Annotated in this window: 17 protein-coding genes; 6 read left to right on the top strand and 11 right to left on the bottom strand. The window is 43.3% G+C overall.

The genetic code is table 11. The features are described 5' to 3' along the window. Positions 1-58: 58 nt before the first annotated feature. A complete protein-coding gene (locus tag KJS58_RS17060; RefSeq protein WP_213534225.1) occupies positions 59-1,486 on the bottom strand; it encodes an aldehyde dehydrogenase family protein in 1,428 nt (475 codons plus the stop codon). 85 nt (positions 1,487-1,571) lie between these two features. After that, entirely contained in the window at positions 1,572-1,988 is a 417-nt protein-coding gene (locus tag KJS58_RS17065) for a hypothetical protein (RefSeq protein ID WP_213534227.1), read from the bottom strand. Positions 1,989-2,194: 206 nt separating this feature from the next. On the opposite strand from KJS58_RS17065, the gene KJS58_RS17070 reads away from it, so the two are divergent. Together KJS58_RS17070 and KJS58_RS17075 are read left to right on the top strand one after the other, a co-directional pair. Beyond that, entirely contained in the window at positions 2,195-3,154 is a 960-nt protein-coding gene (locus KJS58_RS17070) for a DMT family transporter (RefSeq protein WP_213534229.1), read from the top strand. 51 nt (positions 3,155-3,205) lie between these two features. After that, positions 3,206-4,048: a sulfurtransferase gene (locus KJS58_RS17075; protein WP_213534231.1), complete on the top strand. Its 843-nt coding sequence runs from the start codon at positions 3,206-3,208 to the stop codon at positions 4,046-4,048. Between the two features lie 153 nt (positions 4,049-4,201). Here the strand turns inward: KJS58_RS17075 and KJS58_RS17080 are convergent, their stop codons facing one another. From KJS58_RS17080 to KJS58_RS17095, 4 genes are all read right to left on the bottom strand, one after another. Next, entirely contained in the window at positions 4,202-5,809 is a 1,608-nt protein-coding gene (locus KJS58_RS17080) for a hypothetical protein (protein ID WP_213534233.1), read from the bottom strand. After that, positions 5,793-6,671 carry an ABC transporter ATP-binding protein gene (locus KJS58_RS17085; RefSeq protein ID WP_249717509.1) on the bottom strand — a complete coding sequence of 293 codons (879 nt, stop codon included), beginning with the start codon at positions 6,669-6,671 and terminating at the stop codon, positions 5,793-5,795. The genes KJS58_RS17080 and KJS58_RS17085 overlap by 17 nt, the downstream gene beginning before the upstream one ends. A gap of 143 nt (positions 6,672-6,814) precedes the next feature. Then, complete coding sequence (locus tag KJS58_RS17090; protein WP_213534235.1) at positions 6,815-7,693, bottom strand: DUF4850 domain-containing protein; 879 nt, start codon at positions 7,691-7,693, stop codon at positions 6,815-6,817. Between the two features lie 42 nt (positions 7,694-7,735). Then, the gene (locus tag KJS58_RS17095) at positions 7,736-9,661 is read right to left on the bottom strand and encodes an FUSC family protein (protein WP_213534237.1); all 1,926 of its coding nucleotides are present in this window, start codon (positions 9,659-9,661) and stop codon (positions 7,736-7,738) included. A gap of 132 nt (positions 9,662-9,793) precedes the next feature. Here KJS58_RS17095 and KJS58_RS17100 point away from each other — a divergent pair, with 132 nt between their 5' ends. The 4 genes from KJS58_RS17100 to KJS58_RS17115 all read left to right on the top strand — a co-directional run bounded on the left by KJS58_RS17100 (position 9,794) and on the right by KJS58_RS17115 (position 14,157). Next, on the top strand, positions 9,794-10,549 hold the full coding sequence (locus KJS58_RS17100) for a YheC/YheD family protein (protein ID WP_213534239.1): 756 nt from the start codon (positions 9,794-9,796) through the stop codon (positions 10,547-10,549). A 195-nt stretch (positions 10,550-10,744) separates the two neighbouring features. After that, the gene (locus KJS58_RS17105; protein ID WP_213534241.1) at positions 10,745-11,581 is read left to right on the top strand and encodes a YitT family protein; all 837 of its coding nucleotides are present in this window, start codon (positions 10,745-10,747) and stop codon (positions 11,579-11,581) included. A 125-nt stretch (positions 11,582-11,706) separates the two neighbouring features. Further along, complete coding sequence (gene fabV / locus KJS58_RS17110; protein WP_213534243.1) at positions 11,707-12,909, top strand: enoyl-ACP reductase FabV; 1,203 nt, start codon at positions 11,707-11,709, stop codon at positions 12,907-12,909. A gap of 132 nt (positions 12,910-13,041) precedes the next feature. After that, a complete protein-coding gene (locus KJS58_RS17115) occupies positions 13,042-14,157 on the top strand; it encodes a glycosyltransferase family 4 protein (protein ID WP_213534244.1) in 1,116 nt (371 codons plus the stop codon). Between the two features lie 21 nt (positions 14,158-14,178). Here the strand turns inward: KJS58_RS17115 and KJS58_RS17120 are convergent, their stop codons facing one another. From KJS58_RS17120 to KJS58_RS17140, 5 genes are all read right to left on the bottom strand, one after another. Further along, on the bottom strand, positions 14,179-14,544 hold the full coding sequence (locus tag KJS58_RS17120) for an HIRAN domain-containing protein (RefSeq protein WP_213534246.1): 366 nt from the start codon (positions 14,542-14,544) through the stop codon (positions 14,179-14,181). Between the two features lie 330 nt (positions 14,545-14,874). After that, positions 14,875-15,501, bottom strand: a complete 627-nt coding sequence (locus tag KJS58_RS17125; RefSeq protein ID WP_213534248.1) for a 50S ribosomal protein L25 — start codon at positions 15,499-15,501, stop codon at positions 14,875-14,877. Between the two features lie 179 nt (positions 15,502-15,680). Next, entirely contained in the window at positions 15,681-18,566 is a 2,886-nt protein-coding gene (gene pulA / locus KJS58_RS17130) for a type I pullulanase (protein ID WP_213534250.1), read from the bottom strand. A 462-nt stretch (positions 18,567-19,028) separates the two neighbouring features. Next, on the bottom strand, positions 19,029-20,300 hold the full coding sequence (locus KJS58_RS17135; protein ID WP_213534252.1) for an amidohydrolase family protein: 1,272 nt from the start codon (positions 20,298-20,300) through the stop codon (positions 19,029-19,031). A gap of 1 nt (position 20,301) precedes the next feature. Beyond that, positions 20,302-21,681 carry an amidohydrolase family protein gene (locus tag KJS58_RS17140; RefSeq protein WP_213534254.1) on the bottom strand — a complete coding sequence of 460 codons (1,380 nt, stop codon included), beginning with the start codon at positions 21,679-21,681 and terminating at the stop codon, positions 20,302-20,304. Between the last annotated feature and the right edge of the window lie 10 nt (positions 21,682-21,691).

The raw sequence follows: 21,691 nt of genomic DNA on the forward strand, positions 1-21,691 counted from the left end.
GGGGTGCAGTTCAAACTCAGCAGTTTAACCTATTCCGCTTATTTCATTGTCATAAACGTTATTTTTTCTTGATCATCACGGTTCTTGAATTCGTAAAAGCAGCAAGTCCTGCTCTACCGTGTTCTACACCAATTCCCGACTCTTTATGGCCGCCAAATGGGAAGTCAGGCTGCATGACTTGGGATTCATTAATCCAGACCGTTCCTGTTTCTAAACGTGAAGCCACGTCATAAGCCAGCTCTAAATCTTTGCCCCATACAGAACCGGCAAGACCATACTTCGTGTGATTAGCACGCTGTACTGCTTCATCAATATCTTTATATTTCAGGAGCGGTACGATGGGACCAAATGGTTCTTCCTGAACGAGCCGAGAATCTTCTGGCGGATTATCTACAATAGTAACGGGAATATAATATCCTTTACCTGCAGGAACTTCTCCTTCATAGGCAATCCGGGCACCGCTGTCTTTGGTCTCTTGAATGAGTTCCCTCACCTTGTCATACTGCATTTTGTTTTGCAGCGGACCTAGACCCGTCTTCGGATCAGAAGGATCTCCTACCTGTATCGTCTTCGCATAAGCGATCATTTCTTCGAGAACTTCATCATAAATCTTTTCATGAATATAAAGTCGTTTTGCATCCACACACACTTGTCCTGTATTCGCAAAAGCTGCCCAGAATAACCCTTCAACCACTTGCTTCGGATCTGCATCAGACAACACAATCGCGGCATCATTCCCGCCTAGCTCAAGGGTTGTCCGTTTTAGATTGTCTGATGCGCTCTTCATTACTTTTTTCCCTGTTTCCGTTGAACCCGTGAAAGAAATTTTATCCATTCCTTCATGCGCTGTCATCCAAGGACCCAGATCATCTCCACCCGAGATGATATTAAGTACCCCTTTAGGGAACAAATCCTTAGCGAGTTCTGCCATACGAAGAGTAGATAGCGGCGTATTAGGTGATGGTTTAACAACGAGTGTATTCCCGGTAAGGAGCGCCGGTGCGATTTTCCAAGCCGCCAAATTCATAGGGAAATTCCAAGGAACAATAGCCCCTACTACACCAAGAGGAACATACTGCAGTACCACCTTATGCTCTTCGGAATCCTCCAATATCTCTTCATCCAGACGCTGTGAGGCGATTGCCCGGTACCACCGGATCGCGTCTTCCATCTCAGCCTGGCTTGCCTGAAGCGGCTTCCCATTCTCATTCATAAGCAGTTCCGTTAATTCATCTTTGTTCTTCTCTATTACGTCAGCCAGTTTCATAAGCAGTTCTGCACGTTCCTCAGTTGGTCTGCTAGACCATGCAGGGAATGCTTCTCTGGCTGCTGCAACCGCTCTATCTAAATCCTCACGTGAGGCATCAGGAACTTCAGCGATGACCTCTTCATTGGAAGGATTAATTACGGGAATCGTTTTCTTCGTCTGAATATACTCGCCGTCAATTAACATGCCTACAGGTTTATTTATTGTAATCGTTTTCATTTTTGGTTCCTCCGTTTCGCATTTACAGTTCCCACACCGGAACTGTTCTTAAAGATTAGGTATAAGAATTGACTCACCAATACACTTATTTCACTTGATTTATGTCATGCAGAATAAACTGCTTCACATCGGGCATACCAGCAAAGGACTTGATGCTGTAGGTGAATTCTACAGACTTCTCAGAATCCCAAGCTTCCACTTTCTCCATGATGCCTTCCTTCAGTTGAAAACATATCGCTTCACCATCTACTTCAATTTCCACAGTATGTGGATCCGCTAGACCGGTGTAAATTCCTTTAGCTTCTATTTTATTAGATTCACTTGTCGTGATCTCGGTTTTATCTTGAATCGTCTCTGAAGTTGTTTCATATATGAACGGCTTTTCAGGGGAGCCTGCTGTGTTGATCTCTGCAGCCGCCGCCTGTTCTGCGTTAAAAGTAGCAACAGCTAACATCAATATACTTCCGGTTAACAAAGTCGAATGATGTTTTCGTCTTTTCATAAGTTTATCCTCCCAATCCTGAGTTAAGCTTACTTTTCATTACACGAAAAAAGAGGGGTTCAATCATTTTTCCGCAAAGAGAGAGTGCATTTCAAGTTTGTTTTTTTGCTTTTCGGCTTTGTTTTTTATCGGTATAATATGAAAGGTTGTAGGTGATTTAATATACATCTAGAGACAATACATACATTCGATTGGGAGAATCAGAAATGCAAAGTGAACGACGGTCATTTAGTAAGTATGAACTGCTTTATATTATTGGCATTGTTGCCATATCGTTTTCCTCTATTTTTGTAAGATGGTCTGAGGCGGAAGTATCTGTCGTTGCCATGTATCGGCTTTTTTTAACGAATCTACTGATGGCCCCATTACTTTATAAATACCGTCATCAAATTTTTCGTTTGAATAAGAAAGAGTGGCTGACTCTTGCTGCCTCCGGTATCATACTGGGAGTTCACTTTCTATTATGGATGAGTTCCTTACGGCTGACTACCGTAGCGAGTTCCACTGTCATTTTGACACTAGAACCGATTTTCGTGATGCTGGGTTCGATGTGGATCTTTGCTGCCAAACCAAATCGTTCGATGCTCATTGGTATGGGTATGGCTGTCGCCGGTTCAATCATTATCGGAGCAGGTGATTTTAAGTTGTCAGGAGATGCCCTTACAGGAGATCTTCTCTCTTTTCTAGGCACGATTGCGGTTGCTATACATATGATTATTGGACAACATGCTCGGAAGAACATTAGTGCTTTTGTATATAACTTCTGGGTGTTCCTGTTCGCTGGTTCTTCCCTGGCACTGTATAACGCTGGAAACCAGATTCCGTTCACAGGATACGACGCCCGCGAGTGGGGGATCTTCCTTCTTCTTGCGATTGTACCTACCCTGCTCGGTCACTATTTATTTAATTGGCTGCTAAAAGTAATGAGCGCAACCACCGTATCCATGTCTGTACTGGGTGAACCAGTCATCGCTTCTCTCTTAGCTTGGATGCTGCTTGGAGAAGCACTTACGGCCCTGCAGCTCATCGCTGGAGTGATTATACTTGCCGGAGTGTGGTTTTTTCTTCGATATGGCACAGATCCTCTTCATGCAGAGACCATACCGCTGGCAGAAGCAGCAGATCCCTTGAATACGATAAGTCCCGTTCCTCAAACCAAAGGATAATGCGTAAGAATATTAATAAATGTGTAGAAGTCATCAAAAGGAGGAAGATGAATGAACTCAATCGTAAGTATGAGATGGGTCCTAGCAAGAATGTATGAACCAGACATCTTTATCGCAGACTGCCGCTTTTCTTTGGCAGAGCCTGAAGCAGGAAGAACCGCTTTTCAGCAAGACCATATCCCTGGAGCGGTTTATTTTAATCTTGAACACAGTTTGTCCTCTCCTCTACAAGATCAGGGACACGGGGGACGTCACCCTCTTCCAGATATTGACAGCCTTGCGCAGCTATTGCGAAAATCAGGCGTAAGTAACGAGACACGTATTGTTGTGTATGATGATCAGGGCGGTGCGATGGCTTCCCGTCTATGGTGGCTGCTGCGCTATATGGGGCATGAGGAGGTTTACCTGATGGATGAAGGCTACAGCGCCTGGAAGGCGGCTGGATTTCCCGTTACAGCAGAGGAGCCGATTCGCATACCTGCTTCTTTTACACCTCAAATTCAGCAGAATCTACTCGCAAGCTTAGAAGAAGTTCGAGAAGCTTCTAAGCAGGGTTCTTCCCTACTCATTGATTCTCGTGAACATGCACGTTATTTAGGTCTTGAAGAACCGATCGATCATACAGCAGGACATATTCCGGGTGCGATCAACTTATTTTGGAAGGAAAATCTTGAATCGGACGGTAGATGGAAATCCCCAGAAGCACTTGCAGATCGCTTCCGTCACCTGCCGAAAGATCAGGAGATCATTGTATACTGCGGTTCAGGTGTCACGGCTTGTCCCAATGTGTTAGCTCTTCGCGCAGCGGGATTTGATAAAGTTAAACTATATGCAGGAAGCTGGAGCGACTGGATCTCCTATCCGGAGAACCCGGTGGCTACTGGAAAAGAGTAACAACGGGGAGATCGTGCTCTTAGCGTTCTTTATTATTTGATCCTATGGCGGTGGATCTCCGAGCTACTGAAGAGAGAAAGTTGGAGTGCGGAGGCTTGATCTTGCGCTCAAAAAAAGGGAGCCTTATAGGCTCCCTCTATGTTAAGCATCGATTTATTTTACTCGGAATGTGCGGCTTCCGTATTTACGGACGAGAATAAGCGAAATAAGTAAGTAAACTAGCGTAAGAGTAACCACAATGACAGTAAAAATACCTGCTGGCGCTCGTACGATAATACTAATACCACTTGCGAACGATACCAACATGTTTATAACATGATACAGCGGATTCTTCACATTTAATTCCGTAGCATATGGCTGAAAGATATAATACATAAACAGATGATGGATAGAAAAAAAGATAGACAGAGATAATACGCACACCCACATCATGAGTATCTCTTTACTCAACCCTTCTCCGCTCGCAGCTAACATGATAACTGATAATACCGCAGCTAGAGTTATTGCAATTCTTATATTGAGGAGCATTATTTTAACTAGCCGAATCCTATAATGCTCAAAAGATGCAGCTCTAAAGAAGCTATACCGCAGCAAACTGAGATCACAGTTATAGAACATAGCTCTGCACATTTTCTCTCCCACGGACAAAAAATACATAGCCAAAACTAGGAAGGGAAAAACAATTCCTTGATCTAGCACTAAAAACTCTTCTCTCTGTGAGAGCATCATAACGACTGCCACTCCCACCGCACCCAATGCACCTATAATGGCCATCCTTTTGTAAACTGGATCATAAATAAGACTGCGATGCCTGGAAAAGAACAACATATTCAGATAGCTGTAGCCTTCCTTTGTTCCGATCTTCTTCTGATGCTTCTCATCCAAGACATAATCGCTTTCTTTGGATTTCACACTCGTTTTTTGTGCCTCCGACATCATACGTCCAAGATCCAGCAAGGGATCATCCCTTTTGGTCGCGGCATCGACAGCCCCACTATAATTGGAATAACGGGCAAGTCGAACAGCTGCGTAAATACCTCCAACCACGATGACCAGACAGATTGGCAGGCTCAGCAGAATCGACGAGGTTACCGGTACCCAGCCAAACAGTAGTGGCAGATAAGCAGCTGCATAGCCAAACCCGATAACGCTCCAAACCATCACGTTATTTTTAATCAAGACCATACCTGTTTTATCAAATAGCTTAAGATGTAGATACTCCATTCCAATCCTCCACAAGGTGACAGACACCACCAACAAAATAGTCTCTGTGATGGAGGCTCCCAGCAGTGAGGTGAATAGCAACATTGCAGGCATGAAATACACCATAAACGTGACATAACGATAACCAAGAGAAGCCTTCATATATCTTGCAGGAGACTGTCTCATTAGCTTCACAGCTACGTACTTCTCCCTTTTCGGCTCCAATATGGTGGCACTACTAACCCCTGCGACCACAAAGCTGAGCAGGAAATAAATATGTATAAAATACTGAAGCTGAACTTCCTCAGAGAGTCCATTACCTAATCCAACTACCGGCACGTAGATAAGCATCCCTACATAGGCTAGCCTAATTGCAAATCCCCATAGCAAGCTTATAAGAAATACGATAATGGAAATGACCTTTTTCAAGTTTACATTGGCGTAGATACTGTCCGTCACAAGCTTGCCGATCACCGGTATCTTCTGGATGTAATAAATGAACAGGTTCGCTGCAGTGGATGTCCGTACGGCAACAAGTGTATTAAGTGTTCTCAGCATAGCTATCAACCTTCAGCAGATTTATAATATTTTGTTCAAATTCCGCACTGTGCAACAACTCTGTGGGTACGGAAGACAATAGTCCATTGTTCAACATGACAAGCTCATCGCATAGATCGGATGCCAACTGTAGAATGTGCGTAGAGAAAACAAGAATATGGTCCTGTTTCATCTCTCTCAACATCTCCTTCATCTCCGATGCCACAATGATGTCAAAAGAGGTGAGCGGTTCATCGAGCAAAATCACCGGTGGTTTCGTTATGAGGAACAGCAGCATTTGTAGCTTGTTCTTCATCCCATGGGAGTAACCCTTAATGAGCCGGTGTCTATCCTCCTCTGACATACTCATCATGTCAAAATAATCGTCGATGCTTTGATCCATTCGCAGCTTATCACGGTTAATATCCATAAAGAACTTAACGAATTCATAGCCAGTCAGGAACTCAGGCAGAATCGGTAGGGAATAGACATAACCAATATCCTGCTCGCGCAGCTCTCGAACCTGTCCATTCTCCTCCAATAACACGTTCCCTCCATCCATAGCCATCTCTCCGCTCAAACAGTTGAACAATGTCGTTTTTCCTGCCCCGTTCCGGCCGAGCAGCCCGTATATCTTTCCTTTTTCAAAAGTATAAGACGCTCCCTTGAGCACCTTTTTCCCGTCAAATTGTTTAACAATATCTTCTATGATCAGACGCAATAACAAATCCCCCTTCAAATAAAATACGATTTGATTTTTATTTCTATACGTAAAAGGAGGCAGTGTAGTTTCATTAACCATTGCGATGGTGTAACTATGTAATGGTATTGTTTTGATTTGGTCCAAAATTACTAATTTATCGCAGTGCTGTGTACTCGGCATTTTCGTGCATTGCTATATGACATCGGTGCCGCGTAGTGATGGAATAACCCACGCAGAGAGCGTGGGTTATTTTTTAGCATATACCGTGTTTTTCTTGCAAAGTCAGCAATGAAGTAGTCGCATAGCAGCGATTCTTTTATCAGTTAATCTACAAATTCTTTGTTCACATTAGCTACAGTCAGAGGCCCGTGATGAGCATCGAAGAAATCGATCACTATGTCCTGAAGGTCACTCCGGGTTGTCTCTTCAGAAAGCGTAAACTCCAATTGACGAAACTGATACCACTGCCCCACTGCATCCTTTTCGTAGGAAGCTATGCCCGTATTGTAATATCCTTCACTGGTGGCTGTCGTATAAGTCGCTGTTCCCCCATCTTCCGCTGCTCCTGCTTGCTGATTCCATTCGGTGAATGACAATGGCTCATATACGGTAAACCCTTGCTCATCAGCCCACTTCGCTTGATCAGGAAAATACGTACCTATTTTAGTAATCGCACAGCCCTGACAAGACCCAGCCGTGTCGCTATAATGGAGCGTTTGCTCTTTATTACTTGGATCGGTCAACGTTACCCCATAAGAACCATTCGCTCCAACGATCGCGGAAGCTTCCCAACCGATGGGCGCAAGCAGCAGATATCCAGAAGCCATGTCAGAACGATAAATCAGTACCGCTTGCAGTTCATCCTTCATCTCAGGTGGAATCTTATAACTTACAGCAGTTGGCGTAAGAATCTGAAAAGGTTCTGACTGAGTACCATCATCCACACTGAGATCGGCTTTTGTTATTTGTAACGGGAGCTCTACTTCTTCACCGTGAGTACCCGAGAACGTGATGAATTTTTCTGTAGAATCGATCAGTTCCGCTTCATTATTCACTGCTGCCTGATTAGGTGAGGTTATTTGGGTAAGAGGCTGCTGTCGATCTGTACCTCCCCAATTACTATAGGTTATATAAATAGTACCAGCTAGTATAAGAAGCATAACAGCGGATATTATCCATTTTTTAAAACCTGACTTTTTCATCGTTCTTTTACCTCCTCTATGCCAGTATCTTTACTGAATAGACTAGTTTATAACGGTAAAAGTTTCATACTCAGCTTGAAATTCCATTATTTTTTTAAATCTTTGATAAATCGATATTACATCATTCAAAACAATGCTGTCATACATAGTCTGTGTAGGCCTCTCATGGTTTGTATGCCTGTCCCTCTTAATCAGACAGTCTAACTCTTCCTCACTAGAATCCTTTATTTTATCAACTTCTTCTAGAATGATTCTCACCGTAGCCTGATCTATCTTTTTCGTTTGCACGCGTAAGAAAAGCTCGTAAATCGAATGATTAACCAATCTCAGGTTCTCTAAAAAACGGTTCGCATCTTTTAGCTCTCTCGTTTCATTATTCAGAAGTATCCGGTCTTCTATCAACGTCGAGATCACAAATAGGTGATGAATACTGTGAATATTGGTCGGATTGGGATTTTTAATAAAGTCATAAAGCTCCTCTATCAGAAACCTAGATGTATCTTTATACATTTGAACGAGGTCCTTTGTGCCTTTTTCAATGCTATGAGAAAGAATAAACCGATTCGCCAGCATCCCTATGCCAATACCAAGGATGACGTATAAAATTCGTTCAAACGTCACCACACCCATGCCACTCACTACTGCAGCAGTTCCTAAAGCCGGAACGGTCGCTGTGAGGATAATCGTGCGATAAGCGACTGCAAAACTATTCAAATATCCAAACAGCAGGATGATCAGTGCGTGGCTGGATGGACTATTAAATATACTGAACAACACAAAGAAGATAACAGCTCCCATTATCGTTCCTTTGAGCCGTTCAGTAAATCGAAACTTTGCAATTTCAGCATATGGCTGTGTTACAGAGAAGATCGTAAACATCATCCATCTTCCCTGCTCAAGTGCAAAGTAATCTGTAATAAAAGCCGCCATCGTAACCGAAATGCTCAAACGAACAGCATAAGTAAATCGCACCGAATTTTTATTGAAATTAGCGATATGAAGATACGATTTTTGAAATAGTCTGGGGATGCTCTCCAATTTCTCGACTTTTCGCAGTTCTTTCTTCTCCGTATTTTGTAATTCCTCAAGCAACTCATAAATCATTTCAAAAGTAAGAAACAATTCCGAAGCGAATTCGCGGTTGGCTGTTTGCTCCTCATTTGGTAGGTATTGAAGCTTCTCCCCATCAAGCGGCTCTTTTCGAATAAAGTGAACTACATTCCTTAATTCTGCCGTCAATGCCTGAATAAACTCATCAATAGGAAGAGATTCATCATATTGATCTAGTAACAGGTGCAATTTTTCGAGACAGGCTGAAATTTTAAGATAGATTCTGCCTTCGTTTGATACATAATAACCATCGACTGTACGATGGTAAATCATCTTTCGTATCTCTTTAATGGATTTTTCAATTGTATGATTGAAATGCAGCGTATCTTTTTGTAATTGAATGGCCTCTAACTTCTGAATGAACTGTTCATAGATTGAAACCAGGAGTTTACTCCCTATTTTCTCCATCTTATTGTTATTAACTAAGAACTGAACTGCCATGATCATGACAGCACCGAAGATCAGAGCCATAATACGAAGCGGCAATGTTTCAAAGGGTACAGGTGTAGTCAAGATAAAAAGATATTGTAAACCGAAAGCAATCGTCAGCGGCTTCACTAGATTGAAGGAAAAGAAATAGCCGACGACAAACATCGATACAAAGTTTAGAGGGATCGCGATCCACATATGGATAGCCGATATGTACCCAAATATCCCTTGCAGTAGATTAACAGTGAGTAAAAGAAAGAAGTTTTTCCAAGGGTTCGCAGTTAAATCTCTATCCAAGTACATAAGCGTTGCGATAACTATAGTTACACCAATCAGCGTGTTGTCTGTGCTAAAAACGGAATTGAACACAAAAATGAACAAAAGGATACAAATAAAAATGATCGTCTTTGTAAGTATACGTTTTTTCATAAGAATTAGCGTTCGCTAGTTCTTGCAGATTTATTCCATCTTAGACCGGAGACTTAAAACTCTCGGACATAAGCACGGTCCGACTTCATTCCTCCCTCATATGTTAGGGAGAAAGGGGTGAACTTTTTCATTATGAACTATCAAAGTACGACCATTAAAAGCAAATGGACCAAAACAAAGTGGCTCTTAGAAAGCACAAGAATAAAAAAGTATATTCCCAGAACCCTTCCCTTTACCTATAACAATTTAAAATTTATGATTTCTGAGTATTCCACTGTTTATTTTAAACCTGTAAGCGGCGCCGGCGGGCATCATATTGTCCGTATCACACAAATAGGCGGCAGCTATCAAACTCAGCACAAATCCGTAAAGAAGCGTTACTCTACCATTGATGGACTCTATGAATATTTGAAAAAACATACAAAAGGGGGAGATTATCTATTACAAAAAGGAATCAAACTTGCCACGGTTAAAGGGAGACCTTTCGACATTCGTGTCATGGTTCAAAAAACAAATCGTGACGTGTGGAAAAGCACAGCCATCTTTGTTAAAATTGGCAGACCGAATTCCGTAGCAACAAACTACAACCAAGGTGGAACTATCGGATATTTTTCACGAACTTTGACTCTAGCAGGATTCAGAAAGACACAAATAAATAGGATCACTGAAGAACTGATCACTCTAGGCGAATCGGTAGGAACTATATTTAATCAGCATGATCCTGGATTTCAAGAACTCGGGCTTGATGTTGCCTTGGACAAGGGCGGTAACATTTGGATTCTTGAAGTAAATACAAGGCCGCAGATCTATCCACTTAAACAAATGAAGGACAAAAGCATGTATTACCGAATTTTATCCTATGCCAAGCAGTATGGAAGAAGAAAATAATGGACTCGGAAGAACAACTACAGATCTAAATCTCCTCATGTTTCCGTTGTTCACATATTTACAGTCTGAATCTAATTCATTATAATGAGTCTATTAAAAGAGCTGCGCAATTTAGGTTTGCACAAAGCGATTAAAGGATATCCTTTCCTTTAGTCGCTTTTTTTGTGAGTAAAAAGACAAACGGAGGAATTACACATGAAGAAAAGAATGTATGACATGGTTATGCTCATCGTTGGAGCATTCATTTTTGCACTTGCCGTCAATTTATTTATTATTCCTAATGATTTCGGAGAAGGCGGCGTTACAGGGATTTCTATTATTCTATTTTATTTATTTGAATGGTCCCCTGCTGTTGTCAGTTTGGTTGCAAACAGCATCTTGCTGATTATTGGATATCGACTGCTCGATAAAACGACTACGGTTTATACGATCATTGTAGTCGCATTTAACGCCTTGTTCCTGCATCTTACCGAACATTGGTATATTGATTCGAATGAACCGGTTATCAATGCAATATTTGCGGGTTTATTTGCTGGAGTCGGCATCGGTCTCATTATCAGAGTCGGGGGAACCACGGCAGGAACAACCATTCTCGCTCGTCTAGCTAATAAGTTCTGGGACTGGAATATCAGCTATGGCTTACTTTTCTTTGATCTCATTGTAGCCGGATTATCCGTCTTTGTTATTGGGATCGAAAAAACGATGTTCACCGTTCTCATTCTCTACATCGGCACGAAAGCGATGGAATTTATCATCGAAGGTTTGAACCCGAAAAAAGCAGTAACGATCATTTCTCCTCATCACGATCGAATTGCAAAGCAAGTAACCGACATTATGGATCGCGGTGTCACCGTCCTAAGAGGTTATGGATATTACACAGGGACAACAAAAGATGTGCTGTATATCGTCATCAATAAACAAGAAGTATCTACCCTGAAAAAAATTGTAAAAGCAGAAGATGTGAGTGCATTCGTCACTATTCATGATGTTCGGGATGTATTTGGTGAAGGATTTATTGATATTTCTAAATAGGAATGCCCTTATATTTCATTAAGAATCATATAGAGTTTCTCACTCTCGTGAAAAATTGTTACAATAGGATATGAATGTGTGAATATAACTGAAGATTAGAATCGAAAGTGAGGCCTATCCATTACATGATCATAAAACCGAGAACACGCGGATTCATCTGTACAACTTCCCATCCGGTGGGTTGTGCACGTCACGTAGAACAGCAAATAGAATATGTAAAATCACAACCGGCAGTTAAAGGTCCAAAAAACGTCCTTGTTATTGGAGCGTCGACGGGATATGGTTTATCATCCCGAATTGTGGCAGCTTTTGGCGCAGGTGCAAATACGATTGGCGTGTATCGCCCAAGCGCAGGAAGTGAGAAACGCACCGCATCTGCAGGCTGGTATAACTCTGCCGCTTTTGAAGCGGCTGCGGAAGAAGCAGGACTTATTTCTTACAGCGTGACAGGCGATGCTTTTACAGAAGAAACGAAACAAAAAACGATAGAAGTCATTCGTGAAAAACTAGGACAGGTAGATCTTGTCGTATACAGTGTAGCAGCTCCTAGACGTCAAGATCCTGCAACGGGTGAGATGGTTAACTCGGTGCTTAAGCCAATCGGTGAGCCATATACCAATAAAACGGTCAATTTCCATACCGGAGAAGTAACGCCAATCACGATTGATCCGGCAACGGAAGAAGAAGTACAGCATACGGTTACCGTTATGGGCGGAGACGACTGGCAGCTATGGATTCATGCTCTTAAAGAGGGCGGCGTACTTGCAGAGAATGCAGTGACCATTGCTTACTCCTATATCGGTTCTGACATTACACAAGCGATCTATCGCGAAGGTTCGATCGGACAAGCGAAAGATCACCTCGAAGCGACGGCCCATACCTTAAACGATACACTTGGAGAAAACGGGGGCCGCGCTTATGTAGCAGTAAGCAAAGCACTTGTAACCCAATCCAGTTCTGCAATTCCTGTCGTTCCGCTATATGTATCCGCACTTTATAAAGTAATGAAAGAAAAAGGACTGCATGAGGGTACGATTGAACAAATGTATCGTTTATTCGCAGATCGTTTATATCATGCTGAAGGCACGGCAGTGGATGAAAAAGGCCGTATTCGAATTGATGACTGGGAGCTTCAAGCGGATGTTCAAGAAGAAGTTCGCCAGATCTGGGATGAAATTTCTACAGATAATATCAATGAACTTTCGGATCTTGAAGGTTATCGGAAAGAATTTTTCCAATTATTTGGATTTCAAATGGACGGGGTTGATTACGAAGCGGATGTGAATCCGGATGTAAAGATCCCGCAAGCCATCACTGTTTCAGAATAAAATAATGAATAGCGATTCGATCGGCCGTTCTTTTTCTGTCGATACGGATCGCTTTTTTATATTAGGCTGTCTTCCTTACGTGACAGTACATATAGTATTAAAACCAGGATAGACAAGGAGGATGAATACAGGGTGCATATCCTCATCGTCAGCCCGGAGCAATTTCCTTTGCCAGGAAGCGGATCTGTTGAAATTTGTATTCTTGCCATTGCTGAACAGTTATCCCGGCACCATCAAGTTACGGTAATCAGCCCTCTATTCTCCCATCAAACCGAAGAAACGTGGCTAAATCCCAAGCTACGGATTAAACGAGTTAACGCAAAACTTCCCTCTGAATACAGTAAAGCGGTGATTAAAACTATCGCTCAGCTGGAACAACCTGTCGATATCATCCAAGTGGATAATCGTCCCAGATCCATGTCGAGAATAAAAGAGGCGTTCCCTTCCATTCCGGTGGTCCTTTTCCTCCACTCGCTTACCTTTATCCCGCAGAATCGTCTCATTACTTCTTCTCTTCAAAAGGCTGATCTTATCGTAACCAATAGTAAGTCGCTAAAACGAGCTGTCCTCCATCGTTTTCCTATACAGGCAAAAAAACTCACTCATATCGCTCTCGGTGTTGATCATTTTCGCTTCAAACCGTTACATGATGCAGAGAAGCGAGTTTACTATGAACTCTATAGGCTCCCGGCAGATCGATTTCATATTCTTTATGTAGGAAGACTTATTCCCCAGAAAGGGATTTCTACCCTCATTCGTGCGATTCACCATCTAAAACCAATCATCAAATCTAAAGCTCATCTAATCATTGCGGGAAAAACAAAAAATAAAGCTTACAGGAACACCTTACAAAAACTCGCGCAAAAACTGCACGTTTCCGTTACTTTTCTTGGTGAAATACCGCATGAGCAAATTCATACACTATATCCGCTCGCTTCTTGTATGGTATGTCCCTCTCAAAAACACGAGGCCTTTGGTCTCGTCAATATAGAAGCCCTGTCTTGCGGAATCCCCGTGATTGCCTCCAGTAATGGAGGGATGAAAGAGATTATTACTCATGGGTATAATGGTTTCTTAGTAACCAATTATAAACAAGCAAAAAGCTTTACTTCTCATCTCTCCCATCTGGCTCAATCAACGGAACTCTTAAGCTTGATGGGAAATAACGGAAGAACAACCGTACTAGAAAGATATGCTTGGCAAGTAACTGCTCAAAAGCTAGAATCTGCTTATATGAGTTTGCTATGAATCCTATATAGCCGCCCGCTATCAGAGTTGTTCCGATGGAGTGCGGTACATAATGAACGCTTCCTTCTCTCCCGTTCCCGGTTTCGTTGCTACTTCCTTCAGTTCAATAATGGCGATATCATGAAAAATAAACTGCACTACCCCTAGGGTCTGTTGCCGAAAGGAATCATAGATCCGGCCAGCACTGCGGCATCCTCGGGGAACCGAAGTTGAATTATTCGCTATATAACCCACTTGTCCATGAGAAGGCAGAACGACCCGGATTGCTTCAGGATCAGAAAGATTGTCAGGATCCTTTACAAGGAATACGGGATCTCCCACTTTTACTTTTAAAGAACTCGGATAATATTTCATGCCTATAATAGCTGCGTAAATCTTTTTATGCATTGTTCTTCCTCCTTCATCTTCAACACGATCAACATGTAATACTTACTATATCGGTAACCTATATTCGTTCTTTTACACTATCAACTAAATCTTTTGAACTATATGATATATTTTAATTCAATAAATTAGTTCTAAAGTCACTATTATATCCTTAAACATTCCCTTGTTATTTTTCACTGAAATAGGGAAATTGAGATTTTAGTTCGATTCATTCTTCATAATTGTGCAAAGTAATCATCTTTCTTCCTTGCCTCTTACGGTGAACACCGAAAAAAGCTCGACCCTAAGGGCCGAGCTTTTTTGCTTTCTATTAAATTACTAATTTACGTATTATTCCTCACTAGAGCCCTCAGCTGATTCTTCAGAAACAGTAGTGTCTTCACCTGTATCCGTATCAGCGGCTCTAAGCACGGTTACAGAAGCAATCAACATATCTTCAGAAGAAACTAAAGTGACCCCTTTCGGCAATTTCAGATCAGACGCAGATAATTTATCTCCGACGTCCATTCCCGAAATATCCACTTCAATGGAAGCTGGAAGAGCATCCGGCAATCCTTCTACAATCAATTCTGTTTCTTGTGTCTGAAGAACACCCGCTTTTTTAGTCCCTTTTGGTGTTCCTTGAAACTCAATCGGAATGGTTACCTGAATGGATTTATTTTTAGAAATTTGAATAAAGTCAACATGAATCAATTGATCATTTCTCTTTTGCATATCTTTAATGAGAACCGGTACTTTTTTGCCGTCTTTCAATTGGAGTTCAAATAACTCAGAACGTCCCGTACGAGCTAAACGATTGACGTCCTTCTCGTCTACATGAATGGAAATACTATCAAACGATGGACCATATACGACGCCAGGAACTCGTCCACTTTTTCTGAGAGTTGCAAGTGCTGCGCCCTTGTTCTCTGTTCTTTGCTCAGCTGTGAGTTGGGCTGTTTTTCCGTTGGATTTCATTGTAAAACATCCTCCTTCAAAGATCCGTGGTTTCCTAATTTGGCCACTTGGTCATAATCTACATTACCCACTAGAGGAGGAAACCTAACATTTTAATAAATATTTTTCAAAATAATAGATGAGAGACCTTTCCATAAAAGAGAAAAAGGACTGCCAAATAAGCAGCCTCTTCTCCACAATTATGCACTGCTTAAACCATGCAGCTTCATTAGCCTTCCCCCTACAGCTACCACAACTTCTCGTGTACCGCTCTTCACTTTGACCTTAATGCGTTCGTTTCCTGGAGTCGAAGGAAGTTCAATGAACAAATCACGATCACCTTCGCGCCTTTCCCATTCATTCAGCCGTATGATATACCCAATTCGTTTCATACCTGGAGCAACCTTGACCTGCGCAACCACGCTTCCATCTGAAGTAGGATGGAATGGGATCTTCCCATCATGCATTCCGGTACCCCATACCCAAACGTTCCATCCATCATAATGATGGTCAGGGCGTTCATATTCAATCTCAACCGTCCGGATAAAAAAGGGATGAATCTGTACATTCCACTCCGCTGTAAGGGAACCACACTGCGCCGTAATTACTCCTTTACCAGGACGAATGGCTAGAAGCTTCCCTGTATGATCTATGGACACAATTCTGGGAGTTGTCGCAGCAAGCTGGACCGTTTGACCGGGAAGGACTTGATTGTACTGATCCCGCACGGTCGTTTGTAAAGGATAGTTTTGGGTCGCATACATCATAGGTTCTCCCGTAATTTCAATGCGAGCAGGTACCAGATGATCTACGATCATACGGATAGAAGCTTGAACTTTTCCGCACACAGCGGTAATGGTTCCTTCACCTAGAGCCGCTCCTATTATTTTTCCTGTTTGACGAACGATAATCCTTTCAGGATCCGAAGATATCCACTGCGGCTGCAGTCCTTCTATCATTTTGTTATGCTGATCTTTAAACACGACCTCAAGCTTCATTTCTTCTGCACGTTGAATTGCTTTTTTAGGAGACCGGATGTCCATGGATGTAAGAATCTGAGGTTCTACTCCGCTTTCCTTGTCGTAGAGAACCATCATAGACAGCCGCGGAACGGTCACACTACCTTGGACATGGTCCAGCACTTCGACTCCAGCAGCATGGTCATTAACGACAACATTCCATGCGCTGTCCTGAGGCAAATCCACCTTGCTCTCCTGTTCTTTCCCATTATAAATAATCAAAATTCGGTTCCAGGAGTCCTTTACCTCTGTTCCTTCTAAGAGATAAGCAAGCACTCCATGCCCGCAGCTAAGCACCTTTAAATGACGCTCCACTTGTTCCCGCTGCGCCATCTTAAATGCCACATGCGCTTTACGCAAACGAAGAAGTCCGCAGTAATAGTCAAATACAGGGCGAAACCTCGCCTTATTACTCCAGCGCAGTGCATTTACAGCGTCCCCGCTGCGGTAACTGTTATGGTCACCGTATTTAGATCGAAGGATCTCATCCCCCGCATGAAGGAACGGAATTCCTTGCGAGGTGATCATAATTCCATTCGCTAGAAGTGAGCGTCGTACCGTATCGTTACTGAGCATATTGTCCGGTTCAACAAATCGATACGGATCAGCGGAGATAACGGCATCTTGAGCACTATATCCTCCAGAGGGCGATCCATTATGCCACTCAGGAAAAGAGAGTGCATGCCGCATGCCTTGGGAAGTGACAATTTTGTCCCATAAGTTAAGATTATCGTGGGCCGTTACGTAATTAATGGTTTCCGAAGGATGGTAAGTGAAATCATGAATGGCACCTTGAACTCCCTTAAGGACAGCACCTTCAACCCCCCACCAACCCGTAGCAAAGCCGCTTGCGTAACCATCGTTGTCTCCTTTTACAGCAGACCGGTAGTTATCATTAAAGACAGCAAACCCTTTGCCTTTCTGTGCACCTTTTAATGTTTTATCCCATAGCGGTGAATCTCCGCCCGTCCACGGCTCTCCATAGACAAGGATCGTACGATCTATCTCTTGCTGCAGCATATTCGTAATTTCCGTCATGGTTCGTATATCAATCAGTCCCATAAGATCAAACCGAAAACCATCGATATGATACTCTTCCGCCCAATAACGGACAGAATCTTTAATATATTTCCGCACCATAGGCCGTTCTGTGGCAAGTTCATTTCCTACACCTGAACCATTCGTAAGATACCCCTCACTGTTCGTACGGTAGAAATACCCCGGCACAATTCCCTCAAATGGACCATCATCAACACCAAAAGTATGGTTATATACTACGTCCATAATGACGCGAATTCCTTTTCGGTGGAGCGCTTGAACCATTTGCTTAAACTCGATAATCCGGGCAGCTGGATTTGTTGGATCGCTCGAGTACGACCCTTCTGGAACATTAAAGTTTTGCGGATCATACCCCCAGTTATATTTCCCATCCTCTACAGACGGGTCATGAACCGTCAGCTCATTTACCGTTTTAAAATCAAATACAGGCATCAGATGTACATGCGTAATCCCTAGTTCAACCAGATGATCGATACCGACCAGATTGCCGTCTTGATCGGTGAGGCCTTCCTCAGTAAAGGCACGGTACAGCCCTTTTTGCTGAAACAAGTTATCACCGTTAATCGAAAAATCTCTGACATGCAGTTCATAAATAATCGCATCTGTCGGTCTGATCTGCGGAGGACTTACATCATCTTCCCAATCTTCGGGATTCGTTTTCTTCATATCTATAATTGCGGTACGTGCTCCCCCTGCGGCTACCGCTTTTGCATATGGGTCCACGGCATAATTTACGGTCCCATCGGAAAAAGCAACCCGGTACATGTAATACTTCCCGCTATAATTTCCTTCCAGTTCCAAAGACCAGGTGCCTTTTTTCCCTGGGTTCATGAGAAAAGTGAGTCCGCCCTCATGGTTATGCACCATACCATACTGATCGTATTCCCCGGCTTCCTCGTAGAGAACAACCTCTACTTGACTTGCCGTAGGAGCCCACACCTTAAACCTGCAGGCATTGCCCCAATACGTGAGACCCAGATCATTGTTGTCATAGTGTAAATCCTGCATATAACTCACCGCCCGTTATTGTAAAATCAATCTTTACGGACCCTGCTCTCGTATTAGTAGGTTTGTGGGTTATGCCACAAATACGTTTTCGAACTATATTGTGTGTACCGACAGCAAGGTAATTAGCCTACGCTATAATGCTCGTTCATTCCGTTACTATCAGTAATGCCATTTCATAGAGAAACTATAACTAAATGAACAGAGAATATTACGATACATACGACTAGAACAAGCACGGAAAACGCTTACACCATGTAGTATATGTCGATATCTGCAAAGGTTGTCGGCTATTTTCCCCGTGGTCACAAAAAAGGCTCCTATCTATGTTTTAAATGGAATATAGGAGGGACTTTATGTAGAACCTATTCATTGTTGTCCATAGAACAAAAACTGCCCAGGAGCGCCTTGTTAGCAGCGGATTTGGGCAGTTTTTATCATCTATAGTATAGGGGGAAATGTCTATCACCCCGTGATAGATTCATGGTTGAATGCAGTCTCTACCGCTGGGGTATGGGCAAGTACTTCTCCCTTACATAAGACATACAAAGGTTTGGGCCGCAAACGTATAGCATCTGCCGGATCGGTGACTGGGAGTACAACGAGACTCGCATGACAACCTTCTGTTACCCCGTATCCTTCCGTTAGTCCAAGCGCTTCCGCAGCATGCTCTGTAATCGCATCAAGAAGCGGCAACACATCATTCCTGCCTGTCATATGGGCTAGATGCGCAGCCATATGTACCGCCTGCAGCAGATTTCCATCGCCGTAAGAGTAGAATGGGGTAAGCAGATCGTCATGTGCAATGGCAACGGGGATCCCTGCACGAAGCATATCCTGTATACGAGCGATACCACGACCTTTCGGATAGGAATCAAACCGCCCCTGCATCGAGCTATTAATCAGTGGGCACACCACAATATGAATCCCCGAAGATAGAATGAGGCTAAGCACTTTTTGAAAATAGGGTTCATTGTAGTAAGCAGAAGCGCAGCAATGACTTGCTGTTACCTTATTCCTAAGTCCTGTCTCCATCGCAAGTACCGCTGTCCATTCCAGAAAACGAGACTCTGGATCATCCGTTTCATCACAAAAAACATGAACAAAGCAATTCGCTTTTTGGGCTAGTTCAAAGCAAATTTCAAGGGACGCAATCCCATGTTCACGTGTTTTTTCTCCATGCGGAATGGCGCCGACACCATCCGCTCCGAGCCTTAGTGCTTCCTCCATCCGCTCCCGGTTGCCAGGGCAAGCTATAATCCCATTCTGCGGAAAAGCGATAACCTGAAGGGTTACGATCTCAGCAAGCTCTTCCTTGAGTTCAAGCAGCGTTTGTAAAGCAGTCATATTCGGATCTGAAATATCCGCATGACTGCGTATAAAAAGGACGCCGTGGGCGATGAGTTGCCGGATCACTTTCATCGCCCGATCCCGTATATCTTCCCGGGTCAACTGCTGTTTTCGTTCACTCCAAATCGCAATCCCTTCGCTTAACGTCCCGCTCGTATTCCACGCCGGCTGACCTGCCGTAAGTACAGTATCCAGATGGATATGAGACTCTGCAAAAGCAGGCATTACAAGCCCGCCCTTACCATCGGTTATCCTGGTAAAGGTAGCGATGTGCTTATGATCTGAAGTACCGCACGATCTTACTGCAATAATTTTACCTTGATCCATATAAATATCAGATCGCTGTCCATTTAGCAGCACGACATTTTGAAGAATATGCTCCGCCATATTACACTCTCCTTTCCGGTAAAAGTGTCTCTGATGCTTGTTCCCACATTGCTGTCATTTTAGCGGAACCCCACTGCCTCGAGAATGGAGTCATACTGACCCATGTGCCGGATTTTGCAACCCAGCGTCCTGCGGGAAGCATAGTAAAGATCTCTTCCGCACATCCTGCATCGATAATGACAAAATCAGCCGGGCATCCCGGGTAAATTCCATAATCTCCTCTACACCCATACATTTCAGCTGGGGCTGTCGTGACCATTTCAAGCAAGCTATTCATATCGTCCGGACTACCATAATGGGAAGCATATCCTGTAAGCAAAGCCATTTGCAGCACATCACCTCTGCCAAAGGGATGGAATGGGTCATTAATATTGTCAGATGCTGCGGCTACCATGATCCCCGCTTTCCGAAGTTCACGGACCCTCGTTACCCCTCTTTGAACCGGACCAAGATCAGCTCTTCCCTGTAGATAAAGATTGGCCGCGGGTAAGGTAACTGCATGCACACCTGCAAGCGACATCCTATCTATAATTTCTTCTGCCTCTTCCGGCAGCATGGAGGATAAGGAACACAGATGCCCTGCGGTTACCTTGCCGTGATATCCATATTTCAGTGATTCTTCCGCCACCTTTAAGACCGTGCGCTTCGCAGGGTCATCCGATTCATCACAGTGAAGGTCAATCTGGACGTCCAGCCTTGCAGCAAGTTTGAATATGTCTTCTATATCTTGATCAGGGGTCGCAGATAAATGTGGAGCACCGCCAAGGCCGTCAATCCCCATACGAATCGATTCTTCGATGAGATCGAGTCCTCTTTTTCCAAGATCACGATAAGGAACCATAGGAAAAAACTGAATATCTACGATTCCCTCCAGCATCGATTTTGCTTCTAAAGCGGCTTCCACGGTTCTCATGGCTACGTCTTCCCCCGCTGCAAGCTGAAAATCCAGATGAGAACGCAGCTTTGTCGACCCATAAGAAACAGACTGAAGTGCGGTTCGAATCATCCGTGAACGGATGACCTCCTTCGTAAAATAGGGAGCCGCTTGGCTATATCTTTGAATGGCTTCAAGCAAGGTACCGGATGGATTGCCGACTTCACGGAGACTGAACGCTTTATCTAGATGCATATGAATATCTATCATGCCGGGAAGTACCATTCGTTGCTTAAGATCAATAACAAGCTCCCCTTCCGGGTCATGACTATTAAGTTCAGAGATATGAGAGAAAGATTCTAGAGGTCTTGACCGCTCATTATGTACAACGAAAGGTTGTTCTTCGACCCTCTTAAATTGCCCGCTCTCCACCACAATTTCATACTGTTTTCCTGTATGCATCTTACCTTGCAGTGCCGCATTAATGAGCCGAATCCTACCTTTCATACAGATCCCT

It is taken from the genome of Paenibacillus sp. J45TS6, assembly GCF_018403285.1.
Lineage (GTDB): Bacteria > Bacillota > Bacilli > Paenibacillales > Paenibacillaceae > Paenibacillus.